15 protein-coding genes and 1 riboswitch are annotated in these 17,303 nt (G+C 29.1%); all 15 genes read left to right on the forward strand.

From position 1 onward, the window contains the following. The first annotated feature begins 9 nt into the window (after positions 1 to 9). The 15 genes from ACH36K_RS08340 to ACH36K_RS08410 all read left to right on the forward strand — a co-directional run bounded on the left by ACH36K_RS08340 (position 10) and on the right by ACH36K_RS08410 (position 17,298). On the forward strand, positions 10 to 708 hold the full coding sequence (locus ACH36K_RS08340; protein ID WP_411170472.1) for a winged helix-turn-helix domain-containing protein: 699 nt from the start codon (positions 10 to 12) through the stop codon (positions 706 to 708). 3 nt (positions 709 to 711) lie between these two features. Next, entirely contained in the window at positions 712 to 2,418 is a 1,707-nt protein-coding gene (locus ACH36K_RS08345; protein WP_411170473.1) for an ATP-binding protein, read from the forward strand. Between the two features lie 210 nt (positions 2,419 to 2,628). After that, positions 2,629 to 3,477 carry a phosphate ABC transporter substrate-binding protein gene (locus ACH36K_RS08350; protein ID WP_411170474.1) on the forward strand — a complete coding sequence of 283 codons (849 nt, stop codon included), beginning with the start codon at positions 2,629 to 2,631 and terminating at the stop codon, positions 3,475 to 3,477. A gap of 61 nt (positions 3,478 to 3,538) precedes the next feature. Beyond that, positions 3,539 to 4,423: a phosphate ABC transporter permease subunit PstC gene (gene pstC, locus ACH36K_RS08355; RefSeq protein ID WP_411170475.1), complete on the forward strand. Its 885-nt coding sequence runs from the start codon at positions 3,539 to 3,541 to the stop codon at positions 4,421 to 4,423. A gap of 2 nt (positions 4,424 to 4,425) precedes the next feature. Beyond that, positions 4,426 to 5,250: a phosphate ABC transporter permease PstA gene (gene pstA, locus ACH36K_RS08360; RefSeq protein ID WP_411170476.1), complete on the forward strand. Its 825-nt coding sequence runs from the start codon at positions 4,426 to 4,428 to the stop codon at positions 5,248 to 5,250. 29 nt (positions 5,251 to 5,279) lie between these two features. After that, positions 5,280 to 6,044, forward strand: coding sequence for a phosphate ABC transporter ATP-binding protein PstB (gene pstB / locus ACH36K_RS08365; RefSeq protein WP_411170477.1), 765 nt, complete (start codon positions 5,280 to 5,282; stop codon positions 6,042 to 6,044). Positions 6,045 to 6,068: 24 nt separating this feature from the next. Next, positions 6,069 to 6,725: a phosphate signaling complex protein PhoU gene (phoU, locus tag ACH36K_RS08370; RefSeq protein ID WP_411170478.1), complete on the forward strand. Its 657-nt coding sequence runs from the start codon at positions 6,069 to 6,071 to the stop codon at positions 6,723 to 6,725. A 437-nt stretch (positions 6,726 to 7,162) separates the two neighbouring features. Then, complete coding sequence (locus ACH36K_RS08375) at positions 7,163 to 8,497, forward strand: DUF512 domain-containing protein (protein ID WP_411170479.1); 1,335 nt, start codon at positions 7,163 to 7,165, stop codon at positions 8,495 to 8,497. Next, positions 8,497 to 9,813, forward strand: a complete 1,317-nt coding sequence (gene der, locus ACH36K_RS08380) for a ribosome biogenesis GTPase Der (RefSeq protein ID WP_411170480.1) — start codon at positions 8,497 to 8,499, stop codon at positions 9,811 to 9,813. Before ACH36K_RS08375 ends, der begins: the two co-directional genes overlap by 1 nt. 2 nt (positions 9,814 to 9,815) lie before the next feature. After that, on the forward strand, positions 9,816 to 10,811 hold the full coding sequence (locus tag ACH36K_RS08385; RefSeq protein ID WP_411170481.1) for an NAD(P)H-dependent glycerol-3-phosphate dehydrogenase: 996 nt from the start codon (positions 9,816 to 9,818) through the stop codon (positions 10,809 to 10,811). 175 nt (positions 10,812 to 10,986) lie between these two features. After that, on the forward strand, positions 10,987 to 12,465 hold the full coding sequence (gene spoIVA / locus ACH36K_RS08390) for a stage IV sporulation protein A (protein WP_411170482.1): 1,479 nt from the start codon (positions 10,987 to 10,989) through the stop codon (positions 12,463 to 12,465). A 146-nt stretch (positions 12,466 to 12,611) separates the two neighbouring features. Further along, positions 12,612 to 13,007 carry a PBECR2 nuclease fold domain-containing protein gene (locus ACH36K_RS08395; RefSeq protein WP_411170483.1) on the forward strand — a complete coding sequence of 132 codons (396 nt, stop codon included), beginning with the start codon at positions 12,612 to 12,614 and terminating at the stop codon, positions 13,005 to 13,007. Positions 13,008 to 13,483: 476 nt separating this feature from the next. Further along, positions 13,484 to 14,455, forward strand: coding sequence for an asparaginase (locus ACH36K_RS08400; protein ID WP_411170484.1), 972 nt, complete (start codon positions 13,484 to 13,486; stop codon positions 14,453 to 14,455). Between the two features lie 72 nt (positions 14,456 to 14,527). Then, positions 14,528 to 14,629, forward strand: a riboswitch (purine riboswitch). A 112-nt stretch (positions 14,630 to 14,741) separates the two neighbouring features. Beyond that, complete coding sequence (locus ACH36K_RS08405; RefSeq protein WP_411170485.1) at positions 14,742 to 16,109, forward strand: NCS2 family permease; 1,368 nt, start codon at positions 14,742 to 14,744, stop codon at positions 16,107 to 16,109. A 307-nt stretch (positions 16,110 to 16,416) separates the two neighbouring features. Next, complete coding sequence (locus ACH36K_RS08410) at positions 16,417 to 17,298, forward strand: YicC/YloC family endoribonuclease (protein ID WP_411170486.1); 882 nt, start codon at positions 16,417 to 16,419, stop codon at positions 17,296 to 17,298. The last annotated feature ends 5 nt before the right edge of the window (positions 17,299 to 17,303 follow it).

Consider the following 17,303-nt stretch of genomic DNA (forward strand, 5'->3'; position numbering starts at 1 on the left):
GAGTTACTTATGTCAGAAGAAAAGATATTAGTAGTAGATGATGAAGATCATATAGTTGAATTAATAAGTTATAATTTAACAAGCTCAGGTTATAAGGTTATAACAGCTAATAATGGGTTAGATGCTGTAAGACTTGCCAAAGAAGAAAATCCAAAACTTATGTTATTAGATTTAATGATTCCTGGATTAGATGGATTTGATGTTTGTAAAGCTATTAGAAATGATAGTGAAACTAAAGATATTTCTGTAATAATGCTTACAGCAAAGGGGGAAGAATTAGATAAGATATTAGGATTAGAGCTTGGCGCAGATGATTATATGACAAAACCTTTTTCTATAAGAGAATTATTAGCAAGAATAAAAGCAGTTTTAAGAAGAACAAAATCCTTAGATAGAAGTGAAGAAATCTTTAAGGCTAATGGTATATTTATAAACTTTGATAGAAGAGAAGTAATTATACAAGATAAAAAAATAGATTTAACATTAAAAGAATTTGAATTATTAGAAATATTGGTTAAAAATAGAGGTAAAATATTAACTAGGGAAACTCTTTTAGATAAAATATGGGGATATGAATATGTAGGTGAAACTAGAACTGTAGATGTACATATAAGATATTTAAGAAAGAAAATTGAAGTAGATGATAAAAATCCAAGATTTATAGAGACTATAAGAGGAGTAGGATATAGGTTTAATCCTAATAATTAAGCTATGAAAAAAAGAATATTATTATCATCATTAATAACTGTAATATTTGCATTACTAATAGTTACATGTTCTTTTATTGCCTTAGTAAACCTTAAAGAAATAGATAAAACTAAGGAAGTTTTATCTATTTATAACAATTTAGTAATAAAATTAAATAGATTTAATAATGAGGACTTACAAGATTTTAAAATAAATAATACTAAAGTTAGATTTACACTTATAGATAAAGATGGAAATGTGTTAAGTGATACAGATAATGAAAATTTAGAAAATCATTTAAATAGAGAAGAAGTAATTGCAGCATTTAAAAATGACGAGGCGTCTTCAACTAGATATAGTAGTACTCAAGGGACTAATGTAGTTTACTATGCAACAAAGATAAATGATAACATGATAATAAGAGCTTCATTACCTTTATATACAATAAGGGTCTTTTCAGAAGATTATATTAAATACTATATTATTGTAATAATATTTGTAGTTCTTTTATCCTTAGGGCTATCATTAAAGCTAATAAGAGCTATTATTTATCCTGTTAAAGAACTAGAAATTGCGACAAACAAAATAGCTAATGGAGATTATAGTAGAAGGGTGAATATATATACAAATGATGAAATAGGTTCATTAGCAAGTACATTCAATAATATGGCAGATCAGTTACAATCTAAAATAAATGATTCTTTAGACAAGAGGAATAAATTAGAGGCCATTTTAGAAAGTATGGAAAGTGGAGTAATTGCTATAGACAATAAGCAAAAAGTAATGTTAATAAATCCATATGCTAAAAATTTGTTTGGAATAACAAAGGATATTATAGGTGAAAATATATCAGAGTATATAATAGATTATGATATAATAAGTTTCATGAGAAATATACCAGCAATAGAAACGAAAGAAATAAAACTTATTCATCCTATACCAAAAGAACTTAGAATAAAAAAATCTCCTATAATAAATGATAAAAAGATACCTATAGGAGTTGTTGTAACTGTACAAGATATAACAGATATAAAAAGGCTTGAAAATATTAGAAGCCAATTTGTTGCAAATGTTTCCCACGAGTTAAAAACACCATTAACATCTATAAAAGGTTTTGCAGAAACACTTAAGTTTGTTGAGGATATAAATACTAGAAATAAATTTTTAGATATAATTGATAAAGAAGCAGAAAGGCTTACAAATTTAATAAATGATATTTTAATTCTTTCTAATATTGAAAATAATCATAAAATGAAAAAAGATAAATTTAATCCAAATAAAGTTATAGAAGATGTAATAAATATGGTGACTCCTCAAATGGGCAAAAAAGAAATAACTATTGAATTTATAAATGAAGGAACTAATGAATTAATTGGAGATAGTGATAAGTTCTTTCAAATGATATTAAATTTAGTAGAAAATGCGATTAAGTATTCAAGCAATAGATCTAATATAAAGATAATAACTTATGATATTAAAGAATATGTTTATATAGAAGTAGAAGATAATGGAGTTGGCATTCCAAAAGAAGATTTACCAAGAATATTTGAAAGGTTTTATAGAGTTGATAAATCAAGAGCTAAGGGTGGAACAGGTTTAGGGTTGGCAATAGTAAAACATATAGTAAAGATGTTTAATGGAGAAATTTTTGTTAAGTCTAAATTAAATATAGGTACTAAATTCACTATAAAATTAAGAAAAAGTATAAAATTTAATGACTCTATCTATTAAAAAGGAAAGGATTTTATTAATCTTTTCCTTTTTTTGCATATAAAAAGCTGTTATTGTTAAAATTTTTTAACATTTATATAACTTTTCTTAACTTTTAACTAATATTTATTTAACTTTTAGGGATTAATATTAGTATGTAAAGAAAATTAATAATAAAAATGAATAGATTTAAATTTTAAAATTTAAATTATTAATCTGGAGGAGAATTTTATGAAAAGAAAGAGCTTAAAACTTATATGCACTGCCTTATTAGTTTCAATGGTAGGAGGGGCTTTTGTAGGTTGTTCAAGCGATAAAGAAGGCGACAAAAAAAGCAAGAAAGAGTCAACAACAATATCAATTTCAGGATCAACATCAGTTGGACCATTAATGGAGAAGCTTGCTGAAAAGTATGAAAGCGATAATAAGAATGTTTCAATAGAGATAAATCAAGTAGGATCATCAGCAGGAATTAAAGACACTATAAATGGAGTATCAGAACTTGGAATGTCTTCAAGAGAATTGAAATCTGAAGAGGCAAAAGAAGTTAAGGGAACAGTTATAGCATATGATGGTATAGCAATTATAACTAATAAAAGTAATCCTATTAAGAATATTACATTAGATCAAATAAAGGGTATATATACTGGTAAAATAACTAATTGGAAAGAAATTGAAGGCGGAAAAGATGCACCAATAGTTGTTGCTTCAAGAGAAGAAGGATCAGGAACAAGAGATGCATTCCAAGAAATAGTTAAATATAAATCAGAAGAACTAAGATCTGATGCGATGATTTCTAATGGTAATGGTGGATTAAAAGAAATGGTAGCTGGAAATGAAAATGCAATAGGATTTGTATCCTTTGAATACTTAGATGATAAAGTAAATATAGTTAATGTTGAGGGAGTTGAGCCTAATGCTGATTTAGTGAAATCAGGTCAATATAAGATTTCAAGACCATTCTTAGTATTATCCAAAGAGGGAGACTTAACAGAAGCGGGTCAAAAGCTAATAGACTTTATATTAAGCGATGCAGGGCAAACGATAGTTAAAGAAAATAAGTTAATTCCAGTTAAATAACTTTAGGTTATCAAGAATGCTCCTTTAAGGGCATTCTTACTTTCATAGGAGAGGGTTAAGCATGTTGAATGTTAAAAAGAATAATAGTAAGTATATAGTAGAAAATGTATCAAAAGGAGTATTTTTGGTAAGTGCTCTTATTGCAGTAATAAGTTTGTTATTAATTATAAGTTTTGTATTTTATAAGGGATTAACGCCTTTTATTAGTAAAGGATATTCATTTAAAGAATTTTTATTTGGGACAAAATGGATACCTACATCAGAAAAGTTCGGTATTTTGCCAATGGTTTTAGCTTCTGTATTTGGAACATTGGGTTCTCTTATAATAGGGGTACCAGTTGGGATTTTAACAGCTATATTTATAGCTGAGATTGCCCCAAAAAGAGTGGGCAAAATAATATCAGCATCAGTAGAATTATTAGCTGGCATTCCTTCTGTTCTATATGGTGTGTTTGGTCTGGCAGTGATAGTACCATGGATTATGAATACTTTCAATCTTCCAAAGGGACAAAGCCTTTTAGCAGTTATAATAGTTTTATCTGTTATGATGCTACCAACAATAGTAACAGTTTCAGAAACTGCCATAAGAGCAGTTCCTAAACATTATAAGGAGGGCTCTTTAGCTCTTGGAGCTTCACATATAGAAACTACATTTAAAGTGGTTGTACCAGCTGCAAAGTCTGGTATTTTAGCAGCTGTAGTGCTAGGGATAGGTAGAGCAATAGGAGAAACTATGGCAATAATATTAGTAGCAGGAAACTCACCTATTATTCCTAAATTATTAACAGATCCTGTTAGACCATTAACTACTAATATAGCATTAGAAATGGGTTATGCGTTTGGAACTCATCAGGAGATGTTATTTGCAACAGGGGTTATATTATTCTTGTTTATATTATTATTAAATTTAGTATTAAGTAAACTTTCTAATAAGGAAGGTAATTAAAGATGAGAAAATTAAAAGAAAATATTTTAAAGGGGCTATTATGGATTTCTGCTGGACTTACAGTTGGAATATTAATATGCATTTTAGGTTTTATATTTATTAAAGGATATAAGCACATAAGTATAGATTTTTTAACTAAAAATTATTCAGCATCAGGTAATGGTGGAATTTTACCTATGATAGTAGCTACTTTATATACAGTTTTTATATCTATAATAGTAGCAACCCCTATAGGAGTACTTGCAGCAATTCATTTAACAGAGTATGCAAAACAAGGGAAAATGGTAAAGTTAATAAGATTTGCAACAGAAAGCTTATCTGGAATACCATCTATTGTATATGGATTATTTGGATCAATATTTTTTGTTGTTACTTTAAAATTTGGATATTCTTTATTAGCAGGATCTTTAACAGTTTCAATTATAATATTACCAGTTATAATTAGAACAACAGAAGAGGCCTTAAAAGCAGTTCCTTCTTCATATAAGGAAGCTTCACTAGGGCTTGGAGCTACAAGGTTCCAAACCCTTTATAAAGTTGTAGTTCCAAGTGCTATACCAGGTATATTAGTTGGAGTTATACTTTCAGTAGGACGTGTAGTTGGAGAGTCAGCAGCAATACTTTTAACAGCAGGTACTGTTGCAAAAATGCCTAAAGGTATAATGTCTAGTGCGAGAACATTAACTGTTCAATCTTATTTAGTTACTCAGGAAGCAGGTGATATAGAACAGGCTGCTGCTGTTGGAATAGTTTTAATTGTTATAATACTAGTGTTAAATATCTCAGCAAAATTAATAACTAAGAAGTTTAGTAAGGCAAATTACTAATTAAGAATAAAAAACTAAGAGGTGTAAGGATGTCAAAGGAAGTAGTGCCTAAAATAAAAGTAAGAAATTTAAACTTATATTATGGTGAAAATCAAGCATTAAAAAATATAAATATAGATTTAGAGGAAAATAAAGTTACTGCATTTATTGGACCTTCTGGTTGTGGTAAATCAACATTTTTAAGAACTTTAAATAGAATGAATGACTTAATAGATAACGTTAAAATAGATGGAGAAATATTAGTTGATGGAGACGATATTTATAAAAGTAAAGATGTAATTGCATTGAGAACGAAAGTAGGAATGGTTTTTCAAAAACCAAATCCATTTCCGATGTCAATTTATGATAATATAGCATATGGTCCTAGACTTCATGGAATAAAAGATAAAAAAACTCTAAATCAAATAGTAGAGAAAAGCTTAAAAGGTGCAGCACTTTGGGATGAAGTAAAAGATAGATTGAAAAAAAGTGCTTTAGGTTTATCAGGAGGTCAACAACAAAGGTTATGTATAGCTAGAACCATAGCAGTTTCACCTGAAGTTATATTAATGGATGAACCAACATCTGCATTAGATCCTATTTCAACTAATAAAATGGAAGAGTTAATGGAAGAATTAAAAAAGAAGTATACAGTTATAATAGTAACGCATAATATGCAACAAGCAGGAAGAATTGCAGATAAAACAGCATTTTTCTTAAATGGTGAAATAATAGAATATGGAGATACCGAAGATATATTCTATAAACCTAAGGATAAGAGAACAGAGGATTATATTACTGGAAGATTCGGTTAAAAAATATATAAGAGGTGATTTGAAATGATGAGAGAAGTAATGAGCAATAAGATAAAATTGCTAAACTCAGAACTTATTGAGATGGCTAGCTTAGTAGAAAAACAAATATACGATAGTATGATTGCACTTAAAGATCAAAATTCAGATTTAGCTAAAGAGGTTATAAAAAACGATGATAAAGTAGATAATCTTCAAAGGGAAATAGAAGAAAAGTGTATTAAATTTATGGCTACTGAATCACCAGTTGCAAGAGATTTAAGAAGTATATATACTACATCTAAAATAGTAACTGATCTTGAAAGAATGGCAGATTATGCAGTAGATATTTGCAAAATAGTTCCAAGAGTTAAAGGTGTTAACTTTTCAAATGAAATAGCTCCAGTTTGGCAAATAGTTGATATAATTACAAGTATGATAAAGCTGGCAATTGAGGCTTATGTAAATGGAGATGAAAAAGCTGCATATGAAATTTGTGATATGGATGATAGAGTAGATGAGATTTATCGAGGGATGTTTGCAATTGTATTAAAGAAAATGGGAACAGATGAATCAATGATAAATCAAGGAACACAAATACTATTCGCATCAAAGTACTTAGAAAGAATTGGAGACCATGTAACAAACATATGTGAATGGATAATATTCTCTAAGAAAGGTAATTATGTTGACTTAAACGAATAGATAAAATGAAACATCCCCTATAATGGGGATGTTTTTTACTCTTTAGGAAGTTATGTTTTTATATTTATTTTAGACAACTATTGTGAGATATTTAGTTATTAAAGGTATATCCTAAAGAGTAAAAACGCGAATTTAGTGCGTATGCAAGATTTTTCTCAGGCAAGCTTCGAAAATGCACATGCGCTAAAAAGTCCATGGCTAGACAAGCTCGCCTTGGCGACTTTTTTATTGACTAGATATTATTATTAATGTAATATAACATCAAGTGATTATTATACTTGGGTGAAGTTTGCTCAATAAGAATATAAGCCTTTATTTTAAGTATAAAATGGCTTATTCATGAGAATTTTAGATATTTTCTTTTATAAATGGAGAAAATTATTATATAGAATGACATGATTAAAGATAATATGTTTAAGACATTGAGGTGAAAAAATATGAAAAATTTAATTAAAAAAGTAGACCTTGGAAGTATTGCAGAAGAGGTTGGGATAGAAGTTGATGATGTATTACTATCAATTAATGGTACGCCTATAGATGATATTATAGATTATAAATTTTTAGCAGTAGACGAAGAAATTCTTCTAGAAATTGAAAAGCCTAATGGTGAGGTATGGGAATACGAAATTGAAAAGGAATATGGAGAAAATTTAGGCCTTGAATTTGAAGGTGGGATAATGGATAAAGCAAAAAGTTGCTCAAATAAATGTCTGTTTTGCTTTATAGATCAGCTTCCTAAAGGTATGAGAAATACTTTATATTTTAAAGATGATGATTCAAGATTATCATTTTTACAAGGTAACTTTGTTACCTTAACTAATATGAAAGATGAAGACATAGATAGAATAATAAGATATAAGATAAGTCCTATAAATATTTCAGTACATACAACTAATCCAGATCTAAGAGTAATGATGTTGAAAAATAGATTTGCTGGAGCTATAATGGAAAGGCTTAAAAAGCTAAGAGATGCAGAAATTGAAATGCATGCACAAATAGTATGTATCCCTAATGTAAATAATGGAGAAGAATTAAGAAAAACTGTAACTGATTTATACGAATTACATCCATATGTAAAAAATGTTGCAGTTGTACCTATAGGGATTACTAAGTTTAGAGAAAACTTACCTCATGTAGATACATTTACAAAAGAAACATCAAAGAATGAAATTACGATGATTCAAGATCTACAAAAGAAATTTATAGAAGAAACAGGAGCTCCATTTGTTAGATTATCAGATGAGTTTTATGTAGTAGCTGGCTTAGATGTTCCGAATGAAGAATTTTACTCAGAATATGATCAGTTAGAAGATGGAGTAGGTATGATTAGATACTTTAGAGAGGTTGTTCAAAGATCTGTAGAGTTTCTAGATACAACTTCCAAGGGAAGTTTTTCAATGGTAACTGGTGAATTAGCTTACGATGAGATAAAAAGATCCGCAGATCTTATAATGAAGAATAATGCTAATATTGAAATAGATGTATATAAGGTTACTAATAATTTCTTTGGAAATACTATAACAGTAGCAGGACTTTTAACTGGAACTGATATAATAGATCAATTGAAAGGAAAGATAAAAACAGATTATTTAATTATGCCAAATAATATGTTTAGAAAAGGTTATGAGCTTGGGCCAGCAGATATGATTATGCTGGATGATTTAAGAATTGAAGATTTAGAAAAAGCGTTAGGCGTTAAGGTGATAGTTTGTGATTATACAGGAGATGACCTTATTGACATAATAAATGCAAATTGTGAGGAGGAAAAATAATGGGTAAACCGATAGTTGCTATAGTTGGAAGACCAAATGTAGGTAAATCTACTTTATTTAATAGGTTAGCAGGGCAAAGGATATCTATAGTTCAAGACACTCCAGGTGTAACTAGAGATAGAGTATATGCTCAAGCTGAATGGCTTAACTATAATTTTACAATGATAGATACTGGTGGTATAGAACCGGAAAGAGAAGATATAATTGTTAAACAAATGAGAAGGCAAGCTAATATAGCTATTGAAACAGCAGATGTTATAGTGTTTGTTGTTGATGGTAAAGAAGGATTAACACCCGCTGACCATGAAGTAGCAAGTATGCTTAGAAAAAGCAAAAAAGAAGTTGTTTTAGTTGTTAATAAAGTAGATTCTTTAAAAGAGGAAGATAATGCTTGGGAGTTCTATAACTTAGGTATAGGAGATCCAGTAACAATATCAGCATCACAAGGATTAGGTCTTGGAGATATGCTAGATAGAGTAGTTGAAAACTTTGATAAATATAATGAAGATGATGAAGATGATGAATTTATAAGAATAGCCATGATAGGTAAGCCTAATGTAGGAAAATCTTCTTTAATAAATAAATTACTTGGAGAAGATAGATTAATAGTTTCAGATATACCTGGAACAACAAGAGATTCTATAGATAGCAATTTAGAAACAGAGCATGGAAAATTTATCCTAGTTGATACAGCAGGACTTAGAAGAAAAAGCAAAGTAAAAGAGGAAATAGAAAGATATTCAGTAATTAGAACCTATGCAGCAATAGAAAGAGCTGATGTATGTATTTTAATGATTGATGCTACAGAAGGCGTAACTGAGCAAGATGAAAAAATAATAGGATATGCTCATGAAATGAATAAGGCTATAATGGTTATAGTTAACAAATGGGATTTAATTGAAAAAGATGATAAAACTATGCAAAGATATAAAGAAGATTTACAAATGAGCCTTAAGTTCTTAAAATATGCAAAATATTTATTTATATCCGCTAAGACAGGACAAAGAACACATAAAGTATTAGAAATTGCAAAAGAATGTTATGATAACTATTCAAAGAGAATTCCTACTGGGATATTAAATGAAGTTATAAACAAAGCAGTTCTTATGAAAGAACCTCCAATAGTAGGTCTAAAGAGAATGAAGATATACTATGCAACTCAAGTTGCTTCAAAGCCTCCAAAGTTTATTTTCTTTGTTAATGATTCGAGTGCAACACATTTTTCTTACGAAAGATATTTAGAAAATCAATTAAGAGAAAGTTTTGATTTTAGTGGAACAGGTATTCAAGTAGAATATAGGGAGAGGAAGGAATAATTATGAGGAATGTGACTTTTTTAGGAGGAGGTAGCTTTGGTACTGCTCTAGGAATATTATTAGCTAACAAGGGAAATAAAGTTAGTATATATGATAGAGATAAACATGTAGTTGATGATATTAATATAAATAAAAAAAATGACAGATATATTAAAAATTTACATATACCTGAAAATGTCACTGCTTATATTGATCTAGATGATGCTATAAGAGATGCAAATTTTATAGTTTTATCAGTTCCATCTCATGTAATAAGAATTGTAGCGAAATCATTAAAAGGAAAAATAAACGATGATGCTATTATTATAAGTATAGCAAAGGGAATCGAAGAGAAGAGTAATTTAAGATTGTCTCAAGTTATAGAAGAAGAATTACCTAATAATAAAGCTGTAATATTATCTGGGCCTAGTCATGCAGAAGAAGTAGCTTTTAATATACCAACAACAGTTGTTGTATCCTCGCGTGATATGGAGGCTGCAAAAAAAGTTCAAGATCTATTTATAGATAGAAACTTTAGAGTTTATACAAATGATGATTTAGTAGGTGTTGAAATTGGTGGTGCAGTTAAAAATATAATAGCATTAGCAGCTGGGGTTTGTGATGGAATTGGGTATGGCGATAATTCAAAAGCAGCTCTTATGACTAGAGGTATGGCTGAAATAGTTAGAATAGGAATGAAACTAGGTGGAAAAGCTGAGACATTTCTTGGACTAACTGGAATGGGAGACCTTATAGTAACCTGTACTAGTCTTCATTCTAGAAATAGAAAAGCAGGATTTTTAATTGGTGAAGGAAAAACAACTGATCAAGCTATAAATGAAGTTGGAATGGTAGTAGAAGGAATTAAAGCTTGCAAGGCTTTCTATGAATTAAAAGAAGACTTAAATATAGAGATGCCTATAACAGATATTCTATATAAAATATTGTTTCAAAATAAAAATCCTAAAGAGGCTGTTGTAGATTTAATGGAAAGAGAAAGAAAAAACGAAATATATTAACAATAAAGGAGAAGTAAATTTTACTTCTCCTTTATTGTTAAGTAATATTATCTAATTTGAAATAATATATTATTATATATAAAATTCAGGGAAGAATTAAAATTTTAAAAAGTTGTATATTTTTTTATATCCTTGAATATATATATAGTGTTAAAAATAAATGGGAGGGTACACCGTGGACAGTTTTAATATATACAAGGATATAGCTGAAAGAACACAGGGAGACATATACGTAGGTGTTGTTGGTCCTGTTAGAACAGGTAAGTCAACATTTATTAAAAAATTCATGGACCTTATGGTAATACCAAAGATTGATAATAACTATAAGAAAGAAAGAGCAAAGGATGAATTACCTCAAAGCGGATCAGGAAAGAGTATTCATACAACGGAACCTAAATTCATTCCGAATGAGGCAGTAGAAATAACTATTGATGAGGACATAAAATTTAAAGTTAGAATGGTTGATTGTGTTGGATACATTGTAAAAGGTGCAGTAGGATATATGGATGGTGAAGAAGCTAAAATGGTAAATACTCCATGGTATGAATACGAGATACCTTTTGAAGATGCAGCAGAAATAGGAACTAGAAAGGTTATAACAGATCATTCAACCATAGGCCTTGTAGTAACAACTGATGGTAGTATTACGGGCATAGAAAGAGGTGAGTACTTAGAAGCGGAAGAAAGAGTAATAGAAGAATTAAAGGCTATGAATAAGCCTTTTATAGTTGTACTTAACACTAAATATGTCAATGCTCCAGAAACAAGAGCAATGAAAAAAGATTTAGAAGAAAAATATGATGTTACAGTTCAAGCTATGGATGTAGCAAACATGAATGAAAATGATGTAGAAGATATATTTAAGCATGTACTTAAGGAGTTCCCTGTAAAGGAAATAAATATTAATATGCCAAGTTGGGTTGAGAAACTAGAGCCTGAGCATTGGCTTAAGAAAAATTTCTTTAATATAGTAAAAGAAATGTGTGAAAACATAAGCAAGGTTAGAGATATTAGGTCTACATTAAATTTATTAAAAGAAGAAGAGAATTTAGCTCCAACAGAAATGAGTTCAGTTAATTTGGGAGAGGGTACAGCTACAATTACAATGAAACCTAAAGATGGAATATTCTATAACATATTAAGTGAAATTTGCGATTTAAATGTTCAATCAGAAAGTGATTTATTATCATTAATAAAAGAACTTAATTTTGCTAAGAAAGAATATGATAAAGTAAAGGATGCGTTAATTGATGTAAGAGAGACTGGATATGGTCTTGTAGCACCACAACTAGCAGAAATGAAATTTGAAGAGCCAGAAATGGTTAAACAAGGAACTAAGTTTGGAGTTAAATTAAAAGCATCAGCTCCGTCATTACATTTTATAAAAGCCAATATTAAAACTGAAATAAGCCCTATAATGGGATCAGAAAAAGAAAGTGAAGAATTGGTAAAATCATTAATGGATCAATTTGAAAAGGATCCTGCATCATTATGGCAAAGTAATATGTTTGGAAAGCCTTTAGAGGTATTAATTAAAGAAGGCCTACAAAATAAATTATATAAAATGCCAGATGATGTCCAAATAAAAATTCAAAAAACCCTTCAAAAGATAATAAATGAAGGTAGCGGTGGTTTAATCTGTATAATACTATAATATAAAGAGGTTAGTCATAAATTTGACTAACCTTTTTTTTGTCTATTAAAATATTAGTAAATTTATGTATCATCAATGAATAATATATTATATAGAATGTTTAAAAATTAAAGCTAATATACACTATACAGAATTGAGGAATATTTATGGAAGAAAAATTTTGTGCCTATAAGAGAGTAGGATATTTTAAAGAAAAAATGGCAGAAAACTTAGGGGTAAAATTTACAGGTACCATCTATGCATCCCCAGGAGTAATAAAGCATATTAAAAAGAGACATGGTAAACACTTAAGTAAAAAAATATCTGGAAATTTAATAGAGTTCATGAGAGAAGTAATTGAAGATCCAGATTATATAGGGGTATATAAGCTAACTGAAAAGGGAACTCACATTGAATTAATAAAAAAAGTAGATAGCAATATACTAATAGGTATAGATATAGATAATAAAAGAGATTATATATATGTTTCTACAATGTATCCTATAAGCGATGTAAAAATAAATAATAAGCTATATAGTGGAAAGCTTATAAGATGGAAATAATAAATAAAAGTTGAAACATTTTAATCCTAAAGCTATAATATGTATATTGGCTTAAAATAAATATGATTATTGAGGTGAGAAATGGCTCCTCACACGCTGAAATATCAGTAATAAGAGATGTAGGATAAGTCGACCTACCAATAATCTATTTTTAAACTTTTGGACTATCCAAGAGTTTTTATTTTACTCCATAGGAAATTATATTTCTAAAATCTGTGAATAAATTATTTATAGCATATAAGTTATTAAAGTTAGCCTTATAGAGTAAAAAAATAGAATAAAGTACGCGTGCAAGATTTTCCTCAGGCAAGCTTCGGAAATGCACATGCGTGAAAAAAGTCGACGACTCGGCAAGCTCGTCTTGGCGACTTTTTTATATATAATTATATTAAATTAAAGAACTTATGATGTAATAGTTGCAGATATTAAATTTAAATAAGATAAAATATTTAATTATTAACTTTAGGAGGGGAAGTATGAAAAAGGTAGCAGTAGTTTTTAATGGTGGAACAATATCTATGAAAGTTGATGAAAGAATAAAGGCAGCAGTCCCTAGTTTAACTGGTGAAGAAATAATGTCTATGGTAACTGGGATAGAAGAATTTGCAGAGGTAGAGTCGTATAGTTTTTCTAGTAAACCTTCTCCACATATGACAATTCAAAATATGTTAGAGCTTAGCAAATTTATAAAAGGATTAGTAGATAGAGAAGATATTGAGGGGGTTGTATTAACCCATGGAACAGATACTTTAGAAGAGACTGCATATTTTCTAGATTTAACAATAAATACAGAAAAAGTTATAGTAGTAACTGGTGCAATGAGAAGCAGTTCAGAACTTGGATATGATGGACCTTTTAACCTAGCAACATCAATATGTACTGCTATTTCTGAAGATGCAAAAGGGAGAGGAGTTTTAGTTTGTTTTAATGGTGAATTAAATTCAGCAGCAGAAGTAACTAAGGCAAATTCTATGGCTCTTAATGCATTTAGAACTCCTAACTTTGGACCTATAGGAATAGTAGACAACAATAAGGTTTTATTTTATAGAAACACAAAGAAATATAAAGCTTATAATGTTGATAGCATAGAGAAAAATGTTGCTTTAATTAAATGCGTAGCTGGAATGGATTCTGATTACATAGATTATTTTATAGAAAAAGGATATAAAGGAATCGTTATTGAAGCAATGGGAAGAGGAAATGTTCCACCAACTATGCTTGATGGAATAAAAAGGGCGTTGAATAGAAATATTCCTGTAGTTGTAGTTTCTAGATGTTTTGAAGGAAGGGTATATGAATCATATGGATATGAAGGTGGAGGTAAGATGCTTAAGGATTTAGGGGTGCTTTTTGAAGAGAGTATGCCTGGACAAAAAGCGAGGATAAAGCTTCTAGTAGCTATTTCAAGTAAAAAAGAAATTGATATAAAAGACTTTTTTCAACAATAAATACGAATTTTAGATTAACATAATGAGAATTTATACGTTTCGGTTGACAGGTTTACAAAATTTAGGGTATAATAATATTCGTAAGAGATACCTCATATAATAGTGACAATAAGGGTCATTAGTTTCTACCAGGATACCGTAAAAATCTTGACTATGAGTAAAAGTGTGAATTATATAGTTTTATAGTTATATAATTTATATTTGGTGAAAAGTCGCTATGAGTTATCTATTTAGATAATTTATAGCGACTTTATATATATATATATATAATATTAGGGGGATTGTAATGGAAAACTCATCAAAAAAGCAAGGCTTATTGCCTATACTATCAAATGAAAATGTAAATTTTAAAAGGGAAATTGTAGCAGGTGTTACAACTTTTTTAACTATGGCTTATATAATAGCTGTAAATCCTAATATACTATCTCAAACTGGAATGCCTGCTGGGGCATTAGTTACAGCTACATGTTTAACAGCAGCTATGGCTTGTATTTTAATGGGGTTATTTGCTAATTTACCTTTTGCTTTAGCATCAGGAATGGGACTAAACGCTTTCTTTGCTTTTTCAGTTGTAATAGGAATGGGAATTTCTTGGCAAACAGCTTTAACAGCAGTTTTTATCGAAGGTATTATATTTATATTGTTATCTCTATTTAAAGTAAGAGAAGCTGTTGTAAATGCGATTCCAATGACTATGAAGCATGCTGTAACGGCAGGGATAGGTGTTTTTATAGCCTTTATAGGAATGGTAGGATCAGGTTTGGTTGTAAAAAATGATGCAACATTAGTTAGCATGGGGGAGTTTACTCCAACAGTTGTAATAGCATTAGTAGGAGTTATAATAATAGCTGTTTTAGACAAGAAAAATGTTAAAGGAGCTATCTTATTTGGTATAGTTACAAGTACTTTACTAGCTTGGGGATACGCTTTAATAAATCCAGAAGCAGCATCTAGTATTGGAATATATTTACCTAAGGGTATATTTAAGTTTGAGAGTATTGCACCAATAGCAGGACAATTAGATTTCTCTCATATAGCGAATCTAGAAAACATAGGTAAATTTATTGTTATCGTTTGTACTTTCTTGTTTGTAGATTTTTTTGATACTGTAGGTACTTTAGTTGGAGTAGCATCAAGGGCAAATATGCTTGATGAAGATGGTAATCTTCCTAATGCTGGACGTGCTTTATTAGTTGATGCTATAGCAACAACATTTGGAGCAGTTATGGGGGTTTCAACTGTTACAACATATGTTGAGAGCTCAACAGGAGTAGCAGCAGGGGGTAGAACGGGATATACAGCTATAACTACAGGAATATTATTCTTATTATCAATGTTCTTTTCACCAATTTTTATAGCAATACCATCTTGTGCAACTGCACCTGCATTAATTTATGTTGGATATTTAATGCTTGGAGCTGTAAAGGAAATAGATTTTACAAATATAACAGAAGGTGTTCCAGCCTTTTTAACAATAACAGCTATGGCTTTAACTTATAGTATTGGTGATGGTTTAACTATAGGAATATTATCATATGTAATTATAAATTTAGTTCATAATGTATTCTGTAAAAATAAAGAAAGCAAAACAAAGGTTTCAGTAGTTATGATAATTCTTGCTATAATTTTTATATTTAAGCTAACTGTTTTATAAGACGTAATTAAATATAAAATATATTTAAAATGTTCAATTTTATAAATTAAAAAAGTATTTTATATTAATAAGCCTAAAAAGAAGTGGAATATTAACTTTTCTACTTCTTTTTAGTTATTGAAAAATAAAGTGTTAACAATTTGTGAACATTATATTGACAGTTAAATTATATATGAACTAATATATATATGTTCTAAAGAAGTTTGTTAATTAATATAAGGATTTTATAGTTCTAATTTATATAAGTTAATAAGAATTTATGGGAACAATATATATAAAGAATAAAAGATAAACTTTGGAGGCATATATGGTTAAAAGTATGACTAGCTTTGGCAGAGCTAGCAGTGAAGAAGGAAATAAATATTTATTTTCAGTAGAAATGAAGAGTGTAAATAGTAGGTACTTAGATATAAATATCAGATTACCTAAAAGTATAATTTCTTTAGAAGAGGAAATTAGAAAATTGATTAATACGAAGCTTTTTAGGGGAAAAGTAGATATATTTATTAATCAAAAGAGTTATTCAACTGGTGAAGGGGTAGCAAAGCTAAACTTAAAGCTTGCAGAGAGTTATTATAATTGTTTAAAAGAAATAGAGGAAAATTTAGGTGTAAAAAATGATATAACAGCAACTCAAATTGCTAGGTTTTCAGATGTTATAACAATTGTAGAAGAAGAAAGTTCTATAGAAGAGATTTGGCAAGTAATAAAACCCCTTATAGATTCATCTCTTATTATGATGGATAATATGAGACTTAATGAAGGTGAAAAGCTTAAAGAAGATATTTTAAGTAAACTAAATGAAATAGAATCATTAGTTTATAAAATAGAAGAAATAGCAGATACAGTACCAAATACATATAAAAAGAAGCTTGAAAATAAGCTTAAAGATTTACTTGATGGAATAGAAATAGATGAAGCTAGAATAGCACAAGAAATAGCTATAATAGCAGATAAATCAGCTGTAGATGAAGAAATAACTAGACTTAAGAGTCACCTGAATCAGATGAGAGAAACATTTAATGAAGAGGGCCAAATAGGAAGAAAATTAGACTTTATAATCCAAGAAATGAATAGAGAAGCTAATACAATAGCTTCAAAATCAAGCGATATGAATATGACAAACTATGTCATTAACATAAAAAATCTAATAGAAAAAATTAGAGAACAATCACAAAATATAGAATAATTAGG

This window comes from Clostridium sp. MB05, from assembly GCF_046581255.1.
GTDB lineage: Bacteria > Bacillota > Clostridia > Clostridiales > Clostridiaceae > Clostridium.

Bases quoted from the DNA above. Each gene is read 5' to 3' on its own strand.
- ACH36K_RS08405 (WP_411170485.1), top strand. From the start codon at position 14,742: ATGGAAAACTCATCAAAAAAGCAAGGCTTATTGCCTATACTATCAAAT.
- ACH36K_RS08375 (WP_411170479.1), top strand. From the start codon at position 7,163: ATGAAAAATTTAATTAAAAAAGTAGACCTTGGAAGTATTGCAGAAGAG.
- ACH36K_RS08345 (WP_411170473.1), top strand. From the start codon at position 712: ATGAAAAAAAGAATATTATTATCATCATTAATAACTGTAATATTTGCA.
- ACH36K_RS08395 (WP_411170483.1), top strand. From the start codon at position 12,612: ATGGAAGAAAAATTTTGTGCCTATAAGAGAGTAGGATATTTTAAAGAA.
- pstA (WP_411170476.1), top strand. From the start codon at position 4,426: ATGAGAAAATTAAAAGAAAATATTTTAAAGGGGCTATTATGGATTTCT.
- ACH36K_RS08400 (WP_411170484.1), top strand. From the start codon at position 13,484: ATGAAAAAGGTAGCAGTAGTTTTTAATGGTGGAACAATATCTATGAAA.
- ACH36K_RS08385 (WP_411170481.1), top strand. From the start codon at position 9,816: ATGAGGAATGTGACTTTTTTAGGAGGAGGTAGCTTTGGTACTGCTCTA.
- pstC (WP_411170475.1), top strand. From the start codon at position 3,539: ATGTTGAATGTTAAAAAGAATAATAGTAAGTATATAGTAGAAAATGTA.
- der (WP_411170480.1), top strand. From the start codon at position 8,497: ATGGGTAAACCGATAGTTGCTATAGTTGGAAGACCAAATGTAGGTAAA.
- pstB (WP_411170477.1), top strand. From the start codon at position 5,280: ATGTCAAAGGAAGTAGTGCCTAAAATAAAAGTAAGAAATTTAAACTTA.
- ACH36K_RS08340 (WP_411170472.1), top strand. From the start codon at position 10: ATGTCAGAAGAAAAGATATTAGTAGTAGATGATGAAGATCATATAGTT.
- ACH36K_RS08410 (WP_411170486.1), top strand. From the start codon at position 16,417: ATGGTTAAAAGTATGACTAGCTTTGGCAGAGCTAGCAGTGAAGAAGGA.
- ACH36K_RS08350 (WP_411170474.1), top strand. From the start codon at position 2,629: ATGAAAAGAAAGAGCTTAAAACTTATATGCACTGCCTTATTAGTTTCA.
- phoU (WP_411170478.1), top strand. From the start codon at position 6,069: ATGATGAGAGAAGTAATGAGCAATAAGATAAAATTGCTAAACTCAGAA.